This is a genomic window from Kribbella sp. NPDC050470, from assembly GCF_044458365.1.
Classification (GTDB): Bacteria; Actinomycetota; Actinomycetes; order Propionibacteriales; family Kribbellaceae; genus Kribbella.
Genome location: NZ_JBITHV010000015.1, coordinates 103,438 through 120,813 on the forward strand (window position 1 = coordinate 103,438; position 17,376 = coordinate 120,813).

16 protein-coding genes are annotated in these 17,376 nt (G+C 69.5%); 5 read left to right on the forward strand and 11 right to left on the reverse strand.

The window, feature by feature from the left end; all coding sequences use genetic code 11:
• Nucleotides 1-11 precede the first annotated feature (11 nt).
• The 7 genes from ACIBGM_RS39130 to gcvT all read right to left on the reverse strand — a co-directional run bounded on the left by ACIBGM_RS39130 (nt 12) and on the right by gcvT (nt 7,621).
• A complete protein-coding gene (locus ACIBGM_RS39130; RefSeq protein ID WP_360534556.1) occupies nt 12-1,112 on the reverse strand; it encodes an ABC transporter ATP-binding protein in 1,101 nt (366 codons plus the stop codon).
• On the reverse strand, nt 1,109-2,101 hold the full coding sequence (locus ACIBGM_RS39135) for an ABC transporter permease (RefSeq protein WP_360534554.1): 993 nt from the start codon (nt 2,099-2,101) through the stop codon (nt 1,109-1,111). The genes ACIBGM_RS39130 and ACIBGM_RS39135 overlap by 4 nt, the downstream gene beginning before the upstream one ends.
• A gap of 98 nt (nt 2,102-2,199) precedes the next feature.
• A complete protein-coding gene (locus tag ACIBGM_RS39140) occupies nt 2,200-3,954 on the reverse strand; it encodes an ABC transporter substrate-binding protein (protein ID WP_360534552.1) in 1,755 nt (584 codons plus the stop codon).
• Nucleotides 3,955-3,995: 41 nt separating this feature from the next.
• Nucleotides 3,996-5,003 carry an ABC transporter permease gene (locus tag ACIBGM_RS39145; protein ID WP_396388419.1) on the reverse strand — a complete coding sequence of 336 codons (1,008 nt, stop codon included), beginning with the start codon at nt 5,001-5,003 and terminating at the stop codon, nt 3,996-3,998.
• 404 nt (nt 5,004-5,407) lie between these two features.
• On the reverse strand, nt 5,408-6,298 hold the full coding sequence (locus tag ACIBGM_RS39150) for a hypothetical protein (protein ID WP_396388420.1): 891 nt from the start codon (nt 6,296-6,298) through the stop codon (nt 5,408-5,410).
• Complete coding sequence (locus ACIBGM_RS39155; protein WP_360534546.1) at nt 6,246-6,452, reverse strand: BTAD domain-containing putative transcriptional regulator; 207 nt, start codon at nt 6,450-6,452, stop codon at nt 6,246-6,248. Before ACIBGM_RS39155 ends, ACIBGM_RS39150 begins: the two co-directional genes overlap by 53 nt.
• Before the next feature lie 65 nt (nt 6,453-6,517).
• Nucleotides 6,518-7,621, reverse strand: coding sequence for a glycine cleavage system aminomethyltransferase GcvT (gcvT, locus tag ACIBGM_RS39160; RefSeq protein ID WP_360534544.1), 1,104 nt, complete (start codon nt 7,619-7,621; stop codon nt 6,518-6,520).
• A gap of 98 nt (nt 7,622-7,719) precedes the next feature.
• On the opposite strand from gcvT, the gene ACIBGM_RS39165 reads away from it, so the two are divergent.
• Complete coding sequence (locus ACIBGM_RS39165; protein ID WP_396388421.1) at nt 7,720-9,216, forward strand: leucyl aminopeptidase; 1,497 nt, start codon at nt 7,720-7,722, stop codon at nt 9,214-9,216.
• On the opposite strand, the gene ACIBGM_RS39170 is transcribed toward ACIBGM_RS39165, so the two are convergent.
• Complete coding sequence (locus tag ACIBGM_RS39170; protein WP_396388422.1) at nt 9,205-9,537, reverse strand: cupin domain-containing protein; 333 nt, start codon at nt 9,535-9,537, stop codon at nt 9,205-9,207. The two genes, ACIBGM_RS39165 and ACIBGM_RS39170, sit on opposite strands and share 12 nt — an antisense overlap.
• 2 nt (nt 9,538-9,539) lie before the next feature.
• Nucleotides 9,540-10,217, reverse strand: coding sequence for a DUF2848 domain-containing protein (locus ACIBGM_RS39175; protein WP_360534538.1), 678 nt, complete (start codon nt 10,215-10,217; stop codon nt 9,540-9,542).
• A gap of 93 nt (nt 10,218-10,310) precedes the next feature.
• On the opposite strand from ACIBGM_RS39175, the gene ACIBGM_RS39180 reads away from it, so the two are divergent.
• Complete coding sequence (locus ACIBGM_RS39180) at nt 10,311-11,603, forward strand: MFS transporter (RefSeq protein WP_360534536.1); 1,293 nt, start codon at nt 10,311-10,313, stop codon at nt 11,601-11,603.
• Here ACIBGM_RS39180 and ACIBGM_RS39185 read toward each other — a convergent pair.
• Nucleotides 11,590-12,228 (reverse strand): GntR family transcriptional regulator, encoded by a 639-nt coding sequence (locus ACIBGM_RS39185; RefSeq protein ID WP_360534534.1) that lies wholly within the window; start codon nt 12,226-12,228, stop codon nt 11,590-11,592. The two genes, ACIBGM_RS39180 and ACIBGM_RS39185, sit on opposite strands and share 14 nt — an antisense overlap.
• Before the next feature lie 29 nt (nt 12,229-12,257).
• Between ACIBGM_RS39185 and ACIBGM_RS39190 the strand changes: the two genes are divergently transcribed.
• Nucleotides 12,258-13,028, forward strand: coding sequence for a carbon-nitrogen hydrolase family protein (locus ACIBGM_RS39190; protein ID WP_396388423.1), 771 nt, complete (start codon nt 12,258-12,260; stop codon nt 13,026-13,028).
• Here the strand turns inward: ACIBGM_RS39190 and ACIBGM_RS39195 are convergent.
• The gene (locus ACIBGM_RS39195) at nt 13,025-13,342 is read right to left on the reverse strand and encodes a hypothetical protein (protein WP_360534530.1); all 318 of its coding nucleotides are present in this window, start codon (nt 13,340-13,342) and stop codon (nt 13,025-13,027) included. The two genes, ACIBGM_RS39190 and ACIBGM_RS39195, sit on opposite strands and share 4 nt — an antisense overlap.
• A gap of 156 nt (nt 13,343-13,498) precedes the next feature.
• Between ACIBGM_RS39195 and lpdA the strand changes: the two genes are divergently transcribed.
• Both lpdA and sucB read left to right on the forward strand, forming a co-directional pair.
• The gene (lpdA, locus tag ACIBGM_RS39200) at nt 13,499-14,878 is read left to right on the forward strand and encodes a dihydrolipoyl dehydrogenase (protein ID WP_360534528.1); all 1,380 of its coding nucleotides are present in this window, start codon (nt 13,499-13,501) and stop codon (nt 14,876-14,878) included.
• A gap of 139 nt (nt 14,879-15,017) precedes the next feature.
• On the forward strand, nt 15,018-17,024 hold the full coding sequence (gene sucB / locus ACIBGM_RS39205; protein ID WP_396388424.1) for a 2-oxoglutarate dehydrogenase, E2 component, dihydrolipoamide succinyltransferase: 2,007 nt from the start codon (nt 15,018-15,020) through the stop codon (nt 17,022-17,024).
• Nucleotides 17,025-17,376 lie beyond the last annotated feature (352 nt).

Here is a 17,376-nt window from a genome sequence, read left to right on the forward strand (position 1 = left end):
TCAGCCCCCGCTCAGCCCAGTCTCGGCGCGACCTCGGCCTCGTAGATCGAGGCCTTGTCGTGCAGGTGACAACGGGACGTGTGGGCGCCGGCGCCGTCGACCGGCATCAGCTCGGGCAGGTCGGTGGTGCAGCGCTCGCCCTTCACCCGGTCCTTGTAGGGACAGCGCGGGTTGAAGGAGCAACCGGTGGGCAGGTTCAGCAGGCTCGGCGGCAGGCCCTTGATCGGGCGCAGCCGCTCGTTCGCGGCCGAGACGGTCGGGATCGACTCCAGCAGGCCCCAGGTGTAGGGCATCCGCGGGCGGGCCAGCACGTCCTCGGCGGTGCCGTACTCGACACAGCGGCCGGCGTACATGACCAGCACGTCGTCGGCCATCTCGGCGACCACACCCAGGTCGTGGGTGATCAGCACGATCGCGGAGCCGAACTCCTTCTGCAGGTTGTTCAGCAGGTCCAGGATCTGCGCCTGCACGGTCACGTCGAGCGCGGTGGTCGGCTCGTCGGCGATCACCAGCTTCGGGTCGTTGACCAGGCCCATCGCGATCATCGCGCGCTGCCGCATCCCGCCGGAGAACTCGTGCGGGTACTGCGAGAACCGGCGCTGCGGGTTCGGGATGCCGACCAGGTCGAGCATCTCGATCGCGCGCTTCCTCGCGACCTCCTTGCTGACGTTGTGGTGCACCCGGTACGCCTCGACGATCTGGTTGCCGACCGGGTACAGCGGGTGCAGCGAGGACTGCGGGTCCTGGAAGACCATCGCGACGGCGTCGCCGCGGACCTTCATCAGCTCGCTCTCCGGCAGGCCGACGATCTCGTCGCCGCCGAGCGTGATCGATCCGGTGATCTGGGTCCGCCGGCGGTCGTGCAGGCCCATCACGGCCATGCTCGACACCGACTTGCCGGAGCCGGACTCACCGACGATCGCCAGCGTGCGCCCGAGCGGGACCGAGTAGTTCAGTCCGTTCACCGCGCTGACCACACCGTCGGCGGTCGGGAACTTCACGGTCAGGTCCCGGACCACCAGGTACGGCGTCTCGCCGCTGGGGTTGATCGCCCCCTGACGGCGTTCGCGGGTGACGACCGACGGCCGCTTCAGCTCATCATTGATGCTCATGTCAGCCTCACTCGGGGGTCGATCAGGCTGTAGCCGACGTCGACGAGGAAGTTCATCGCGACGAGGATCACCGAGGCGACCAGGACGGTGCCCATGATCACCGGCAGGTCGTAGTTGTTCAGGCTCTCCAGCACGAGGTTGCCCAGGCCGGGCAGGTCGAAGATCCGCTCGGTGAAGATCGCGCCGGCCAGGCTGCCGGCGATGTCCAGGCCGAAGATCGTGATCACCGGGATCATCCCGGAGCGCAGCGCGTGCTTGTAGGTCACCTGCCGGTCCGACAGGCCCTTGGCCCGGGCGGTCCGGATGTAGTCCTCGCTGAGCGCCTCGACCATCGAGCCGCGGGAGTAGCGCGCGTACTGCGTGCAGTTGTAGATGCCCAGCACCAGCCAGGGGGTGAACAGGCCGGCGAACCAGGCGCCCGGGTTGTCGCTGAACGGCGTGTAGCCGCCGCGCGGCAGGACCGGGTACAGGATCGTCAGGTACAGCGAGACCATCAGGGCGACGATGTAGTACGGCACCGAGCTCAGGATCAGCGTGCTGCTCATCAGCGCGCGGTCGCCGACGGTGCCCCGTCTCTTCGCAGCCATCGAGCCCACGAAGACACCGATGGTCAGGACCATCACGGCGTACCCGAGCACCAGCGAGACCGTGACCGGCAGCCGGTCCTTCAGCATCTGGGTGACCGGCCGGTCGTTCTTGAAGGAGAAGCCCAGGCAGGGCACGTTGCACTCCTGCTTCACGCCGGCCGTCTCGAAGGTCCGCCCGGCGACGATGCCCACCGTGTACTCCGCGAACTGCTGAACCTTGGGCCGGTCGAGGTGCAGGTTGGCCTTGATTTCGTTGTATCGCTCCTGGGTGCAGTTGCGATCGCCACAGATCGCCGCGGCCGGGTCGGTCGGGGCGACGAAGAACAGCGTGAAGGTCGCGATCAGCGTGACCAGCACGACGCTGAGCGCGCTCACCAGCCGGCGCGCCACGAAGTAGAGCACGAGGGTTTCTCCTCACCGATCGGGGTGGTGACCGGACCGGGGCCCGGTCACCACCCCACCATCAGATGATCAGACTGCAGGTACTACGGCAGTCCGGATCAGGGCTGCTTCAGGTACATCGAGGTGAACTCCGGCAGGCCCTGGGTCGGGTCGTTGACGACGTGCCCGAGGTTCTTGCCGACCGGGTAGTAGCTGGCCGTGTAGTACAGCGGGATCAGCGGCAGGTACTTCTCCATGATCGTCTTGTCGATCTTCGGCCACTCCTTGAGCTGCTGGTCCGGAGCGAGGCCGTTCACGCGGTCGATCTCGGCGTCCAGGGTCTTGTCCTGGATCATGCCGATGCTGTTGCTCAGCTCGACGGCGTCGGAGCGGAACAGGACCGGGAACCAGCTACCACCGGACGGCCAGTCCGAGCACCAGCCCGACGGGCCCTGGCCGATGTTCACCGGCGCGGCCGGGTCGTTGCGCATGGTCCGGATCTTGGCCTTCGGGACACCGATCGCGTTCACCTTGAAGCCGGCCGCGGTGTAGACCTGGGTGCGCAGCTGGTTGACCTGAGTGGCGATCTTGTCGTCGTTGGAGTAGTACCAGCTGAGCTCGAAGTTCTCCTTGCCGAGCTCCTTCAGCTTGGACTTGATCTCCTCGGCGACCGCCGGGTCCTCGGCGCCCTTGCCCTTGCCGGTCAGGCCCGGCAGCTCGTACTTCTCGTGGCCGGGAACGGCCGGCGGCAGGATCGTCGAGGCCGGAATCGCGCTCTCCGGGCTCAGGCCGGCCACCTTCCGGTAGGTGTCGAAGGGGTAGCCCTTGGCGATCAGCTGCCGGACGTCCATCGGGATCTTCCGGGTGTCCAGGCCCCAGACCTGGGTGCACGGCTGGGCGCCGCTGACGATCTGGCTCTTGTCCTTGAGCTCAGGGATGAGGCTGGCGTCCAGGTCGGAGTAGTTCATCGCGTTCGCGTCCGGACCGGAGCTGGCCAGCACCTGGCGCTGCACCTTCAGGGTGTCCTGGCCGAACTTGAAGTCCCAGGCGTCCGGGTACTGGTAGCGCACCGGGTCGGTGTTCGGGTCCCAGTGCGGGTTCTTCTTGAGCTTCAGCTCGGTGCCCGGGTTGTACAGGTCCACCATGTACGGACCGGTCGCCATCGGCTTCAGGTCGTAGCTCTTCTTGGTGTCCTTCGCCTTCGGGATCGGCGTGAACATCGGGAAGGCGGCGTAGAACGGCAGGTCGTCGAACTTCTTCGCCAGGTGGATGATCAGCGTGTTGTCGTCCGGCGTCTCGACGCCGGCGTAGTTGTCACCGCTGGCGTACGGGCCCTTGTAGGTCTTGCCGTCCTTGAAGTACTCGTTCTGGTACGTCGGTCCGGCGTCGTACAGGTCGTGCGCGAAGGAGCGCTTGATCGCGTACGCGTAGTCGGCCGCCTTCACCGGCGTGCCGTCCATGTACTTGATGCCCTGCTTGAGCTTGAACGTCCAGGTGAGGCCGTCGGCGGACTTGGTGCCGAGGTCCTCGGCGAGGTCCGGAACCAGGGTCGGCTTCTGGGTCTTCTCGTCCAGCTTGTACTGCGTCAGCGCGCGGTACATCAGCTTGCCGATCTGGTTCCCGTCGGTGAAGTAGATGTTCGTCGGGTCCAGCGTGTCCGGCGTGACGTCGGACAGGACGGTGATGGTGCCGCCCTTCTTCGCGCCCTCGAGCTCCTTCGCCGGGCCCTTGGCCGTCGCGTCGGTGGCCTTCTCCTGGGCCGTGCCCGCGTCGCCCGTGTTGGCGTCACTGTTGTTGTTCGACGACGGGCTGCCGCAAGCCACCGCGGCCAGCATGACCGTCGCCACAACGGCGGTGATCCGTTTCCACTGCATTTGTCGTGATTCTCCTTTTCTGCCGCTGGGGCAACGCCGGGCTACCGGCGGGTCTTGGGGTCGAAGGCGTCGCGGACGGCGTCTCCGAGCAGGGCGAGGGACAGCACCAGCGCCGTGATGCCCAGCACGGGCAGCCACAGGTACAGCGGATCCGCCTTGAACCAGTTGGTCGCGGTGGCGATCGTCTGACCCCACGACGGGATCGGCTCGATCAGTCCCACACCGAGGAAGGACAGGCCGGCTTCGGCGGTGACGTACGCCGGCAGCGCCAGCGAGGCCGAGATCACGATCGGCGCGACCAGGTTCGGCAGCAGTTCCTTGAACAGCACCTGCGACGTAGGGACACCGATCGCCTTCGCCGCGAGCACGAACTCACGCTCGCGCAGGGACAGCACCTCGCCGCGGATGATCCGGGCCAGGCCCGCCCATCCGAAGAACGAGAGCACGAAGATCAGCACGAAGAACCGGGTCGAGGCCTGCTCACCCGGCGACAGGTTGAAGGACCCGCCGCGCATGCTCTCCACGATCGGCACCATCGCGATCGCGAACAGCAGGTACGGCAGGCTCAGCACGAAGTCGATCACCCAGGAGATGACCCGGTCGACCCAGCCGCCGAGGAAGCCGGCCAGCAGGCCCATCACGACGCCGACGATGGTGCCGAACGCGGTCGCGGTGAAGGCAACGATCAGCGACGGGCGGGCGCCGTACACCCAGCGGGCGAAGTTGTCCCGGCCGGTCTTCGGCTCGACACCGAACCAGTGCTCGGCGTTCGCGACGATGGTCGGGAACCCGTACTCGTCGACCAGTTCGGGGTGGAAGGTGCCGATGTCACCGCCCTCGATCTTGGTCAGCACCGGCGCGAGCACCGCCACCAGGATGAAGAACAGCACGATGGCGGCGCAGGTGACGGCGACCTTGTCCTTGCGGAGCCGGTCCATCGCGATCCGGGTCGGCGATTTGCCGTGCGGTACGGCGGAATCCCGAACCGGCTCGGCGGATGCCGGGTGGTCCTCGACACCAACTGTCGAGTCGGGTGAACCGATGCTCATTCGCGCTCCGTCAGCTCTGTCAGCCAGATTTCGTACGGGGAGGGGACCAGCCACGATCTGTAGATCGGGGTAGAGCCTCGGCCGATGGCGGGCTCGCGTCAAATTCGGTTGACGACCGGCCCCGCCTCAACCGCGCGCTAGCCTGCCCGACGCCATCGACCCCTAGCCAGCGGCCTTGGGTTCGAATGCACGAATCGTTACCGGAACTTCAAAAGGAACCGAACTTTTCCATCGAAGAATCACGCTGTGCAGTCATTCGGCTGCGAATAGCATCGGCACAGCCTCGCCAGCGTCCATTTTGTGCCACGTTTTGACACAGCGTAGTCAAATCTTGCGGACTGTCGACGCTACGCTGAGTAGCAAATTCGGGTGAATGTGAGCTGTTCAACAGGCCGGCGGGGCTTTCAGCCGCAGCCGAGGAGTCTCTGCTGGTGCTGGATTTCCTGGACTGCGTGTCCGACGGCGGGGTCGTCGGCGATCGCGGTCTCGAGGATTCGGCGGGCTTCGGCGGGCCGTCCGCGCGCGACGTTCAGCCGGGCCCGGCCGATCGCGTTGGCTGCTGCCCCGGACGCGTCCGGGCGCCGGGTCAGCACCTCGGCCGCCCGCTGCAACAAGGTGTCTCCGCCGTCCCGGTCTCCGGTGAGGATCAGCAACTGGGCCTCGGTGTTGTCGACGTGCGCCGTACCGAGCTCGTCGCCGATCCGGGTGACGATCTCGCGCGCCTCCGCCAGGATCGACGTCAGCTCGGACACGTGCGAAGCACCGAGATCCTCGTCGGCGAGCAGCGCTTCGGCAAGCATGACAAGGCGGATCGCGTGCAGGCGGGTGCCCGGAGCACTGAGCGCACAAGCCTCCCGGCGAGCCGCCTGGCCTTCTGGGATCCGGCCGAGCATCACGAGCGCTCCGCCCAACTGGTCCATCGCTCGCGGTCGCGAGGACTCGGCCTCGGGGGCCCCGTCGACCAGCGCGACTATCGCTTCCGCAACCTGCAACGACCGCTGGAAGTCTCCCTGCGCCGACGAGGCCCAGGCGAGCTGGTTCATCGCGGCGATGCGCAAGGCCACGCGCCCGGTCCGCTCGGCCGACGCGAGTCCGCGTTCCGCCTGCTGCAGCAGGCCTTCCGGGGGTGTCCCGGCCTGTGCCAAGGCGCCGAACAAGGATCTGTCGAGCTCTGCTTCGAGCTCGGCCTCGTTGCCTCCAGCAACAGCATCCCTGGCCGACTGGAGAACCTCGTACCGGGTCTCACGGTCGTCGCGGATCGCGAGAAACCAGCTCGGCGTACGCGGCCAGGGCATCAGCCTGTCGACCGGACCGGTACAGCGCCAGCATCGTCGCCGCGGCGAACGTCTCCCGCGCCGGCTCGGCGGTCGTCAGACGCGCCTCGGCCGCCAGCACGGACCGCAGCCGCGACATGTAGACCTGCAGCGCCCGCCTCGGGTTGTTCGGCATGGCATCCGGCCACAGCAGGTCGATCAGGCGGCGGGCGGCAGCAGAGACTGCCGCCCAGCCGCTGGTCAGCTCTCCCGCACGTGCACCGTGACGAACGGCGGCTTGACCACGTCGAACGCCTCCTGGCGGCCACGGATGTCGACTACGACCTGGTCGCCTTCCTTGATCGTCGCGTCCAGCAGCGCCAGCGCGATGCCCTTCTTCAGCGTCGGCGAGAACGTGCCGGACGTCACCTCACCGAGCGCCGTGCCGGACTGATCGAGCACTGTCATGTGCGGCCGCGGGATGCCCCGGCCGGCCGCGAGCAGGCCGCGCAGAACCCGGGCCGCGCCGCGCTCCTTCTCCGCCCGGAGCGCCTCGTCACCCCAGAAGTGCTCCTTCTTCCAGCCGACGGCCCAGCCGGACCGCGCCTGCACCGGCGTGATATCCGGGGAGATGTCCTGCCCGTGCAGCGGGTAGCCCATCTCGGTCCGCAGCGTGTCCCGCGCGCCCAGCCCGGCCGGCACGATCCCGTACTGCGCCCCGGCCTCGAGCAGCGCGTCGAACACCGCGACCGCGGCCGCGTTCGGTACGACGAGCTCGTAACCGCGCTCACCCGTGTAGCCGGTCCGGCAGACGACGACCGTCGTACCGGCGAAGTCCGCGGTCGCGAACGACATGTAATCGTGCCCGGTCGGCAGCCCGATCGCGCTCACGACGTCGTCGCTGTTCGTGCCCTGGACGGCGAGGATCGCGTAGTCGTCGTGCGTGTTGGTGACCACGACGCCCTCCGGCGCGGAGGCCTGCAGCAGCCGGACCACCTCGGCGGTGTTGGCCGCGTTCGGGATCAGGAACACGTCGTCGTCGGCGTGCAGGTAGGCGATCAGGTCGTCGACCACTCCCCCGCGCTCGTTGCAGCACAACGTGTACTGCGCCTGGCCGGGCGCGATCTTGCCCAGGTCGTTGGTCAGGCACGAGTTCACGTACGCCGCCGCGCCCGGGCCCTGCACGGTCGCCTTGCCGAGGTGGCTCACGTCGAAGACACCGACGGACGTGCGGACCGCGGTGTGCTCGGCGACGACACCGGAGTACTCCAGCGGCATCTCCCAGCCGCCGAACTCGGCGAACTTCGCACCGAGGGCGACGTGGCGCTCGTGCAGCGGGGACTTCTTGAGATCAGACGGGGTCATGGAGCGGAACTTACCCGACGCGTAGCATGCGGAGGCAGCATTCACGTACCGTCACGACCGGCCGCTGCGCCCGCCGGTCAAGGAGGACTGAGATTTTCGTGAGCACCATCACCCTGAGCAAGGCCGATGCGGCCGGCGTCCGGACCGACGCCGTCGTCATCGGCGTGGTCAAGGTCGGCGGCGGTGTCACCCTGCCGGCCGGCACCGAGTCGCTGAACGCCGCGTACGGCGGGAAGCTGGTGGAGGTGCTGTCCGGTCTCGGCGCCACCGGCAAGGCCGGCGAGGTCACCAAGGTGCCCGGGCCGAAGCCGGGCAAGTCGGCGACCCTGATCGCGGTCGGCCTCGGCGAGGCGCCTGACGGTGCGCTGAAGACCGAGGACCTGCGGACGGCGGCCGGCGCCGGCGTCCGGGCCGCCAAGACGTCGCAGTCGGTCGCCTTCGCGCTGCCGACCCCGGACGCCGACTGCATCCGCGCGATCGCCGAGGGCGCCCTGCTCGGGCGGTACGCGTTCACGGCGTACAAGTCCTCCGACTCCGCCCCGGAGGCGACCGGCAACCTGACCGTGCTGACCGACCTGGCCCGGAACAAGGTCGCCCGGACCGCGCTCGAGCGCGCCGAGGTGACCGCGGACGCGGTCCGCCAGGTGCGCGACTGGGTGAACACCCCGCCGTCGGACCTGAACCCGGCCGACTTCGCCGCCGAGGCGGTCAAGCTCGGCAAGGAGCACGGCGTCAAGGTCGAGGTGCTGGACGAGAAGGCGCTGACCAAGGGCGGGTACGGCGGCATCCTCGGCGTCGGCCAGGGGTCGGCCAACCCGCCCCGGCTGATCCGGATCAGCTACACCCCGAAGAAGGCAGTCACCCACCTGGCGTTCGTCGGCAAGGGCATCACCTTCGACTCCGGCGGCCTGTCGCTGAAGACGGCCAGCGGGATGATCAGCATGAAGGCCGACATGGCCGGTGCCGCCGCGGTGATCGGCGCGACCGTCGCGATCGCCCGGCTCGGCCTGCCGGTCCAGGTCACCACGTACGCCGCGATGGCCGAGAACATGCCGTCCGGCTCGGCGGCCCGCCCGTCCGACGTCCTGACCATGTACGGCGGCAAGACCGTCGAGGTGCTGAACACCGACGCCGAGGGCCGGCTCGTCCTCGGCGACGCCCTGGTCCGGGCGTCGGAGGACCAGCCGGACCTGATCATCGACGTGGCCACCCTGACCGGCGCCTGCGTCGTTGCCCTGGGCACCAAGGTGGCCGGCGCGTTCGCGAACACCGACACCGCCCGGGACCGGGTGGTGGACGCCGCGGTCGCGGCCGGCGAGGCGATGTGGCCGCTGCCGATCCCGGCCGAGATGCTGGACAAGCTGAAGTCGCACTCCAAGGTCGCCGACCTGGCCAACATCACCGGCGAGCCGTGGGGCGGCGCGCTGGCGGCGGCCGCGTTCCTCGGCGACTTCGTTGCTGATGGCATCGACTGGGTGCACCTGGACGTGGCCGGCCCGGCGTTCAACGAGGGCTCCGCCTCCGGCTACACCCCGGCCGGCGGCACCGGTTACGCCGTACGCACCCTGGTGGAGCTGGCCGCGTCAGCCGGCTGAGTAGCGGATCTCGAGCATCACGCAGCCGTCGGCCGTCGTGTACGGGCCGTGCGGCATCCCCGGCGCCCGGCAGGCGTAGTCGCCTGGGCCGAACGTCCGCTCGAGGGTGAGATCGGTCAGCTCACCCTCGAGCAGGTACACCTCTTCGACGTACTCGTGCCTGATCACCTCGTCGCCCGACCTGGTGCCGGGCGCCCAGCGCGCAATGCGCGTGAGCGTCCCGTCCTCGGGGTCCTGGCTGAGGATGCGTTGGGTGATCCCGCCCCCTGCGTCGGTCCAGGTCAGCTCTGTCGTCGCGAAGAATTCCCGCTCGGCCTTCATTGTCAGTCCCAGGCCGGCGCGAGCTCTTCGACCGTGTAGTTGATCCGGCTCGTGAGGCCGCGCGGGTCGGTGAGCTCGACCCGCCAGGCGTCGGCGAATTGGTCGACGCCCGCGATCATCGGGATCGTCCCGCTCAGCAGGACGGTGCCCGGGACGACCCGGTCGCCGAGCTCCTTCAGCCAGTACGCCGGCGGCAGCAACTGGGCGAGGGTGCCGTCCTGAATCAGCTGCTCGGTGTCGCCGTGCCGGACCCACGCCTTCAGCGTGAACTGGTCCAGCTCGTCCTCGATGTCGGCGAGCGGCCAGGCCACGTCGCCGAGCACATCCGGCGCGGACTGCTTGCTCCAGGCAACACCGTGCACCTCGAGCGCGCGGTCGGTGTGATCGCACGCGACCGTGAGCAGCACGTCGCTCTCCCCGACCACCAGCGCCCACTCCGCCTCGCCCGACGTCTTGGCGTGGGCGACCTGGACAACCTCCGGCCGCCCGACCAGCGACGCGGACAGCGGGTACAGGGTCGGAATCCGGCGCGGCGCCGGTACGCCAAGCTCGGCCAGCTCGTCCACGTGGTGCTGGACCTGCTCGGTGTCGCGTCCGGCGTACCCGGCGTTCAGGGCGTAGCGGACGGCGATCTCCCGCTCACTGCCGTCGGGCAGGGTGAAGCGCAGGGTCTGGCTCATCTGGTGACTCCTCCGAAATTTCTGCAGTCAGCGCTTGCGTGAACACGTCGTATACAACGAGTATGGAGCATCCCCCCAAGGAGGTCCACCTCGATGTCCAACTCCCCGTCAGAACGCCGGGGCCTCTACAAGGCCTTCGCCGCCAGCCTGTCCGGCACCTCGCTGGAGTGGTACGACTTCGCCGTCTACTCCTCCGCGGCCGCGCTCGTCTTCGGCGACTTGTTCTTCCCCGGCAGTGACCCGCTCACCGGCACGTTGCAGGCCTTCGCGACGTACGCGGTCGGGTACGTCGCCCGTCCGCTCGGCGGGATCTTCTTCGGCCGGCTCGGCGACGTGATCGGCCGCAAGCGGGTGCTGGTCGCAACGCTGCTGCTGATCGGCGTGGCCACGTTCTTCATCGGCCTGCTGCCGACCCACGCTCAGGCCGGGGCGATCGCGCCGACGCTGCTGGTCGCGCTCCGCTTCGCGCAGGGCGTCGGCGTGGGCGGCGAGTGGGGTGGAGCCGTGCTGCTGAGTAGTGAGTTCAGCAAGCCCGGCGAGCGCGGGTTCTGGGCGTCAGCGGCGCAGGTGGGGCCGCCGCTCGGGACGTTGATGGCGAACGGCGTACTTGCTGTTCTTGCCGGTGCGTTGTCCGAGGAAGCGTTTCTGAGCTGGGGATGGCGGGTCGCCTTCCTGCTGTCCGCCGTACTCGTTGCCTTCGGGCTGCTGATCCGGACGAAGCTGGAGGAGACTCCGGTGTTCCGGGAGCTCGAGGCGCGGGGCGATCGGCCGACGGCGCCGGTGTCGGAGGTGCTGCAGACGCAGACCCGGCCGCTGATCGCGGCCATCCTGGCGCGGGTCGGACCGGATGTTCTCTACGCGATGTTCGCGGTGTTCGTGCTCACGTACGCGACCAAGGAGCTGGGGATGAGTCGTGGCGCGGCGGTGACCGCCGTACTGATCGGATCGGCGTTCCAGGTCGGGCTGATTCCCTTGTCTGGTTGGCTTTCCGACCGGTATGGACGTCGTACCATCTATGCCGTCGGAGCCATCGGTGGGGCGGTCTGGTCGGTGGTGTTCTTCGCCATGGCGTCGTCGTTTGCGACCGTGCTGGCGGGGGTGGTGATCGGGTTGCTGTTCCACTCGCTGATGTACGGGCCGCAGGCTGCCTTCGTGTCGGAGCAGTTCACCGCACGGCTGCGGTACACGGGGTCGTCGCTGGCCTACACGTTCGCGGGCGTGATCGGTGGCGCGCTGGCGCCGCTGGCGTTCACGTACTTCCTCGCGAAGGCGGGGACGGGCTACGTGATCGCGGCGTACATCGTGGTGGCCTGCTCGGTCACGCTGGTGGGTCTGCGGCTGGGCCGCGCGGTGAACGACGAGGCTCTGGTTGTCAGCCCTGCATGAGCAGCGAGCCGGTGGAGTCGAGGTGGCTGAGGATCGCCTTCTCGGCCGCCTCCGGCTTGCCCGCCGCCAACCCGTCGACGATGGCCTGGTGCTCCTCGAGCACCTCCTGCCGACGGGTGGCGCTGCGCTGCAGAGCGACGACCCCGAGCAGCACGTGCTTGGCCCGGAGGTTGTCGTACAGCCGGGCCAGCACCGAGTTGCCGGCCGCGTCGACCAGCAGCGCGTGGAACTGGCTGTCCAGCTCGATGAACTCCTTGGCGTCGCCGTTGTCGACAATCGACCGCTGCTGCTCGAGTACGGCGGACATCGCGTCGACCGGCGCGATACCGGCCGCGAGCGAGGTGGTCGCGGCCCAGGTCTCGATCACCCCGCGGGCCTGCATCATCTCCGCGATCTCCCGGCCCGGCACCGGCGCCACGAAGGCGCCCCGGTGCGGCACCAGCTGGACCAGGTCCTCGGCTGCGAGCATGAGCAGTGCCTCGCGGACGGGGGTCCGGGAGATCCCGACCTCGGTCGCCACGGCCTGCTCGTTGATGAACGTCCCGGAGACCGCAGGGTCGCTCAGGACCGTCCCCCGCAGGTACTGGTAGGCGCGATCCCGGCCGGAGTCCCCACTCAATCGCATACTCAATGTATACAGCCTTGGAGGACCAGATGACACTTCTCCGCGTTGCCGCCGCCCAGGTCTCGGCCGGTCCGGACCCGGTCGCCAACCTCGCCACCGCCACCGACGCAGTACGGCGGGCCGCCGCGGACGGGGCCTCGCTGGTCGTGCTGCCGGAGGCTGTGCTGGCCTGTTTCGGCACCGATCTGCGGACTGTCGCCGAGCCGCTGGACGGGCCGTTCGCGACCGGGCTGCGCAAGGTGGCCGCGGATCTCGGCGTGGTGGTCGTGGCCGGGCTGTTCGAGCCGGCTGACGACGGCCGGGTGCACAACACCTTGCTGGTCACGGGGCCTGGCGTGGAGACGTCGTACCGGAAGATCCATCTGTACGACGCCTTCGGGTCGCGTGAGTCGGACACCGTTGCCCCGGGCAAGGAGCTGGTGACGTTCGGGTACGGCGACGTGACCGTCGGACTGGCGACCTGCTACGACCTGCGGTTCGCGGACCAGTTCACGGCGCTGGGGCGGCTGGGTGCGGAGTTGGTCGTCGTACCGGCGTCGTGGGGTGCGGGGCCGGGTAAGGAGGAGCAGTGGGACCTGCTGACGCGGGCGCGGGCTGCGGACGCGCAGGCCTGGGTGCTGGCGTGCGGCCAGGCCTATGTGCCGCCGGTGGGTACGGATCCGCTCGGCATCGGGCGGAGCAGCCTGACCACTCCGCTGGGCCAGACGGCTTCGCGGCTTGGCGCTGCGGCTGACATCCTGCACGGGGTTGTCGACACCTCCGTGGTCTCGGGGGTGCGACAGCGGGTCCCCATCCTCTAGGCGAGGCCGTTCTTCTTCATGCGGGCGTTGTACTCGCGCATCCGGGGCGGGTAGCCGACGACGGCGGCGTCGTACGACGGGATCCCCAGCTTGTTGGCGAAGTTGTGCGCCCATTCGACCGAGGGGACCCGGCGCCGGGTCCACTCGCCGTCGATGGCCACCAGCAGCAGGGTGTACTCCGTCACCGCCGTCCGCGGCTCGACGAAGCCCTCGACGCCCTGGCGGGTTTGGGCGAACTCCCGCAGGTGCGCCTGGTCGGGGTTGTCCGACCGGCGCATCGTGCCCGGCTTCTGCCGGCGACCGAACCACTTCATGGGGCAAGTGTCCCCTATCCGGGCAACTCGGGGCACGAAATCTCCTGTAACGGTTCCGGGTGGCCCGGGGGTGGCGCACGACGGCAGCGGTGAAAGGATGACGTGGGCCCTGCCCGCGATCCGGGCCGCCCGCCGACCAGACCCACGGAGGAACCTGTGACTGAGAGTGGTACGACGTACGACCTGGTGATACTCGGTGGCGGCAGCGGTGGCTATGCCGCCGGACTGCGTGCCGCGACGCTCGGGTTGTCGGTGGCGCTGATCGAGAAGGACAAGGTCGGCGGGACGTGTCTGCACCGCGGCTGCATCCCCACCAAGGCGCTGCTGCACGCCGCGGAGGTGGCCGACTCGGCCCGCGAGGGTGAGCAGTTCGGCGTCCGCACCACGCTCGAGGGTGTCGACATGGGCGGGGTGAACAAGTACAAGGACGGCGTCGTCGACCGGCTCTTCAAGGGTCTGCAGGGCCAGCTGAAGGCCCGCGGCATCACCGTCATCGAGGGCGAAGGCCGCCTCACTTCTCCGACCACGGTCGAGGTTGCGGGGACGACGTACACCGGGCGCAACGTGATCCTGGCGTCCGGCTCGTACTCGCGGTCGCTGCCCGGCCTCGAGCTGGACGGGAACCGGGTCATCGCCAGCGAGCACGCGCTGACGCTGGACCGCGTCCCGGAGTCCGCCGTCGTACTGGGCGGCGGGGTGATCGGGGTCGAGTTCGCCTCCGCGTGGACCTCCTTCGGCACCAAGGTCACCATCGTCGAGGCGCTGCCCCGGCTGGTGCCGTCCGAGGACGCCGACTGCTCCAAGACCCTCGAGCGGGCGTTCCGGAAGCGGAAGATCGCGTTCAAGACGGGGACGCCGTTCGAGTCCGTCGAGGTGGTGGACAACGGCGTGCGGGTGACCGTCGCCGGTGGCGAGGTGATCGAGGCCGAGGTGCTGCTGGTCGCGGTCGGCCGCGGCCCCAACACCAGCGGCCTCGGCTACGAGGAGGTCGGCGTCGCGCTCGACCGTGGCTTCGTGACCGTCGACTCCACCCTGCAGACGTCCGTGCCGGGCGTGTACGCGGTCGGTGACATCGTCCCCGGCCTGCAGCTCGCGCACCGCGGCTTCCAGCAGGGCATCTTCGTCGCCGAGCACCTCGCCGGGCTTTCGCCGACCCCGATCGACGAGGCCGGCATCCCGCGCGTCACGTACTCCGAGCCCGAGGTCGCCTCGGTCGGCCTGACCGAGGAGCAGGCCCGGGACAAGTACGGCGACGTCGAGGTCCTGAACTACAACCTCGGCGGCAACGGCAAGAGCCAGATCCTGAAGACCCAGGGCTTCGTGAAGCTGGTCCGGGCCAAGGACGGCGCCGTGGTCGGGCTGCACATGGTCGGCTCCCGTGTCGGGGAGCTGATCGGCGAGGCCCAGCTGATCTACAACTGGGAGGCGTACCCGGCCGACGTCGCGCCGCTCGTGCACGCCCACCCCACCCAGAACGAGGCCCTCGGCGAAGCCCACCTGGCACTCGCCGGCAAGCCCCTGCATTTCCATGATTGAGATCCGCGGACGGACCACTGGCCCGTCCGAGTAGGTTTGAGCCCGTGGGAGCGCGCTGGGTCCGCTGACCCGGATCCGGCTCGCTCCGGCGGCACCGTAGGCTGACCTCGACCGATCTGACGAAGGAGCAACGACCGTCATGCCGACCTCTGTTTCCCTGCCGGCCCTCGGGGAGAGCGTCACCGAAGGAACCGTCACCCGCTGGCTCAAGCAGGTCGGCGACACGGTTGCCGTCGACGAGCCCCTGCTGGAGGTCTCGACCGACAAGGTCGACACCGAGATCCCCTCGCCCGTGGCCGGAACCTTGCTCGAGATCAAGGCCGCCGAGGACGAGACCGTAGAGGTCGGCGCCGAACTAGCCGTCATCGGCGACGCCGGCGAATCCACCGGCTCGGCCCAGGAAGCTCCCGCCCAGGAGGCCCCCGCCGAGCAGCCCGCCGCCGAAGCCGCCCCGGCCCAGCAGGCCCCCGCCGCCGAGGCCGCACCAGCGCAGCAGGCCCCCGCCGCAGAGGCGGCCCCGGCCCAGCAGGCGCCCGCCGAAGCCGCACCGGCGCAGCAGGCCCCCGCCGCCCAGGCCGCCCCCGCCGAGCAGCAGGCCTCGAACTCTTCTTCTTCGGCCGCAGCGACCTCTGCCCCCGCGACCTCCCCGGCCGCATCGGCACCCGCCTCAGGCACCCCCGTCACCCTCCCCGCCCTAGGCGAGAGCGTGACCGAGGGAACCGTCACCCGCTGGCTGAAGCAGGTAGGCGACGACGTAGCAGTAGACGAGCCCCTCCTCGAGGTCTCCACCGACAAGGTAGACACCGAGATCCCCAGCCCCGTCGCCGGCAAACTCCTGGAAATCAAGGTCGCCGAAGACGAAACCGTAGAGGTCGGCGCCGAACTAGCCATCGTGGGCTCCGCCGACGCAGCCTCGGCCCCCGCCGAGACCCCCGCCGCTCCCGCAGAAGCCCCCGCCCAGGCCCCCGCGGCCCAGGCGCCGGCCCCGGCAGCAGCGCCGGCCCCAGCTCAGGAACCGGCCCAGGCCCCCGCCGCAGCCCCGGCTCCGCAGGCCGCCCCGGCCCCCCAGGCCGCCCCGGCTCCGCAAGCGGCCCCGGCTGCCCAGGCGGCCCCCGCCCAGCCCGCCCCCTCCGCCTCTTCTCCGGCCGCAGCGACCTCAGCCCCCGCGACCTCCCCGGCCGCATCGGCACCCGCCGCAACCCAAACGACGACCTCCCCCAACGGAGAAGGCCCCAACTACGTCACCCCGCTGGTCCGCAAGCTCGCGGCCGAGCACCAGGTAGACCTCAACGCCGTACAGGGCACCGGCGTAGGCGGCCGAATCCGCAAGCAGGACGTCATCGCCGCCGCCGAAGCCAAGAAGGCAGCCGCCGCAGCCCCCGCAGCCGCACCCGCGGCCGCCTCGGCTCCGGCCGCCGCAGCGACGATCAGCCCGCTCCGCGGCACCACCGAGAAGATGAGCCGGATCCGCAAGGCGATCGCCAGCCACATGGTGAACTCGCTGAAGGTCTCGGCCCAGCTGACCACCGTGGTCGAGGTCGACGTCACCGAGATCGCCAAGCTGCGGAACGCGAAGAAGGCCGAGTTCGAGGCCCGCGAGGGCGTCAAGCTGTCCTTCCTGCCGTTCTTCGCCCAGGCCGCGGTCGACGCGCTGAAGCAGTACCCGAAGCTCAACGCCTCGATCGACGAGGAGAAGGGCGAGATCACGTACCACGCCGCCGAGCACCTCGGTATCGCCGTCGACGTGGAGAAGGGCCTGATGGTCCCGGTCGTGCACAACGCCGGCGACCTGAACATCGCGGGCCTGGCGAAGAAGATCGCCGATCTCGCCGACCGCACCCGCAACAACAAGGTGCTGCCGGACGAGATGGCCGGCGGCACCTTCACCATCACCAACACCGGCAGCCGCGGCGCCCTGTTCGACACCCCGATCCTGAACCAGCCCCAGGTCGGCATGCTCGGCACCGGCGCGGTCGTGAAGCGCCCGGTCGTCATCACCCACCCGGAGCTCGGCGAGACCATCGCCATCCGCCAGATGGTCTACCTGGCCCTCACCTACGACCACCGCCTGGTAGACGGCGCCGACGCCGCCCGCTACCTGACCGCCGTCAAGCAGCGCCTCGAAGAGGCCCAGTTCGACGTCTGATCCCCACCCAGCACCACCAGCGCCGGCCCGTCCCCAAGACGAGCCGGCGCTGTCTCATTCCCCCACCGCCCCCACCCGACCCACCGCAAACCCACAAGCCCTCGCGTCCCCCGCCCACCGCACCCCCTCACGTCCCCACCGCCGCCCGCAACCCCTCGCCACCTCTGCCAGCGCAACCCCTCGCCTCCCACCCGGCCCACCGCAACCCGACCCCGCAAGCCCTCGCGTCCCCAGCCCACCGCAACCCCTGCCTCCCCTGCCCACCGCCCCGCGCCTCCCACCCGCCCCACCGCAGCCCCGCAAACCCTCGCTTTCAGCTCGGCCTACCGCCCCGCCTGTCCGGCCTCCTCAG

What these genes read in the sequence shown, in the direction of transcription:
- ACIBGM_RS39130 (WP_360534556.1), bottom strand. Translation starts at nt 1,112, where the DNA reads ATGAGCATCAATGATGAGCTGAAGCGGCCGTCGGTCGTCACCCGCGAA.
- ACIBGM_RS39140 (WP_360534552.1), bottom strand. Translation starts at nt 3,954, where the DNA reads ATGCAGTGGAAACGGATCACCGCCGTTGTGGCGACGGTCATGCTGGCC.
- ACIBGM_RS39145 (WP_396388419.1), bottom strand. Translation starts at nt 5,003, where the DNA reads ATGAGCATCGGTTCACCCGACTCGACAGTTGGTGTCGAGGACCACCCG.
- ACIBGM_RS39150 (WP_396388420.1), bottom strand. Translation starts at nt 6,298, where the DNA reads ATGCCCTGGCCGCGTACGCCGAGCTGGTTTCTCGCGATCCGCGACGAC.
- ACIBGM_RS39155 (WP_360534546.1), bottom strand. Translation starts at nt 6,452, where the DNA reads ATGCCGAACAACCCGAGGCGGGCGCTGCAGGTCTACATGTCGCGGCTG.
- gcvT (WP_360534544.1), bottom strand. Translation starts at nt 7,621, where the DNA reads ATGACCCCGTCTGATCTCAAGAAGTCCCCGCTGCACGAGCGCCACGTC.
- ACIBGM_RS39170 (WP_396388422.1), bottom strand. Translation starts at nt 9,537, where the DNA reads ATGAAGGCCGAGCGGGAATTCTTCGCGACGACAGAGCTGACCTGGACC.
- ACIBGM_RS39175 (WP_360534538.1), bottom strand. Translation starts at nt 10,217, where the DNA reads ATGAGCCAGACCCTGCGCTTCACCCTGCCCGACGGCAGTGAGCGGGAG.
- ACIBGM_RS39180 (WP_360534536.1), top strand. Translation starts at nt 10,311, where the DNA reads ATGTCCAACTCCCCGTCAGAACGCCGGGGCCTCTACAAGGCCTTCGCC.
- ACIBGM_RS39185 (WP_360534534.1), bottom strand. Translation starts at nt 12,228, where the DNA reads ATGCGATTGAGTGGGGACTCCGGCCGGGATCGCGCCTACCAGTACCTG.
- ACIBGM_RS39190 (WP_396388423.1), top strand. Translation starts at nt 12,258, where the DNA reads ATGACACTTCTCCGCGTTGCCGCCGCCCAGGTCTCGGCCGGTCCGGAC.
- ACIBGM_RS39195 (WP_360534530.1), bottom strand. Translation starts at nt 13,342, where the DNA reads ATGAAGTGGTTCGGTCGCCGGCAGAAGCCGGGCACGATGCGCCGGTCG.
- sucB (WP_396388424.1), top strand. Translation starts at nt 15,018, where the DNA reads ATGCCGACCTCTGTTTCCCTGCCGGCCCTCGGGGAGAGCGTCACCGAA.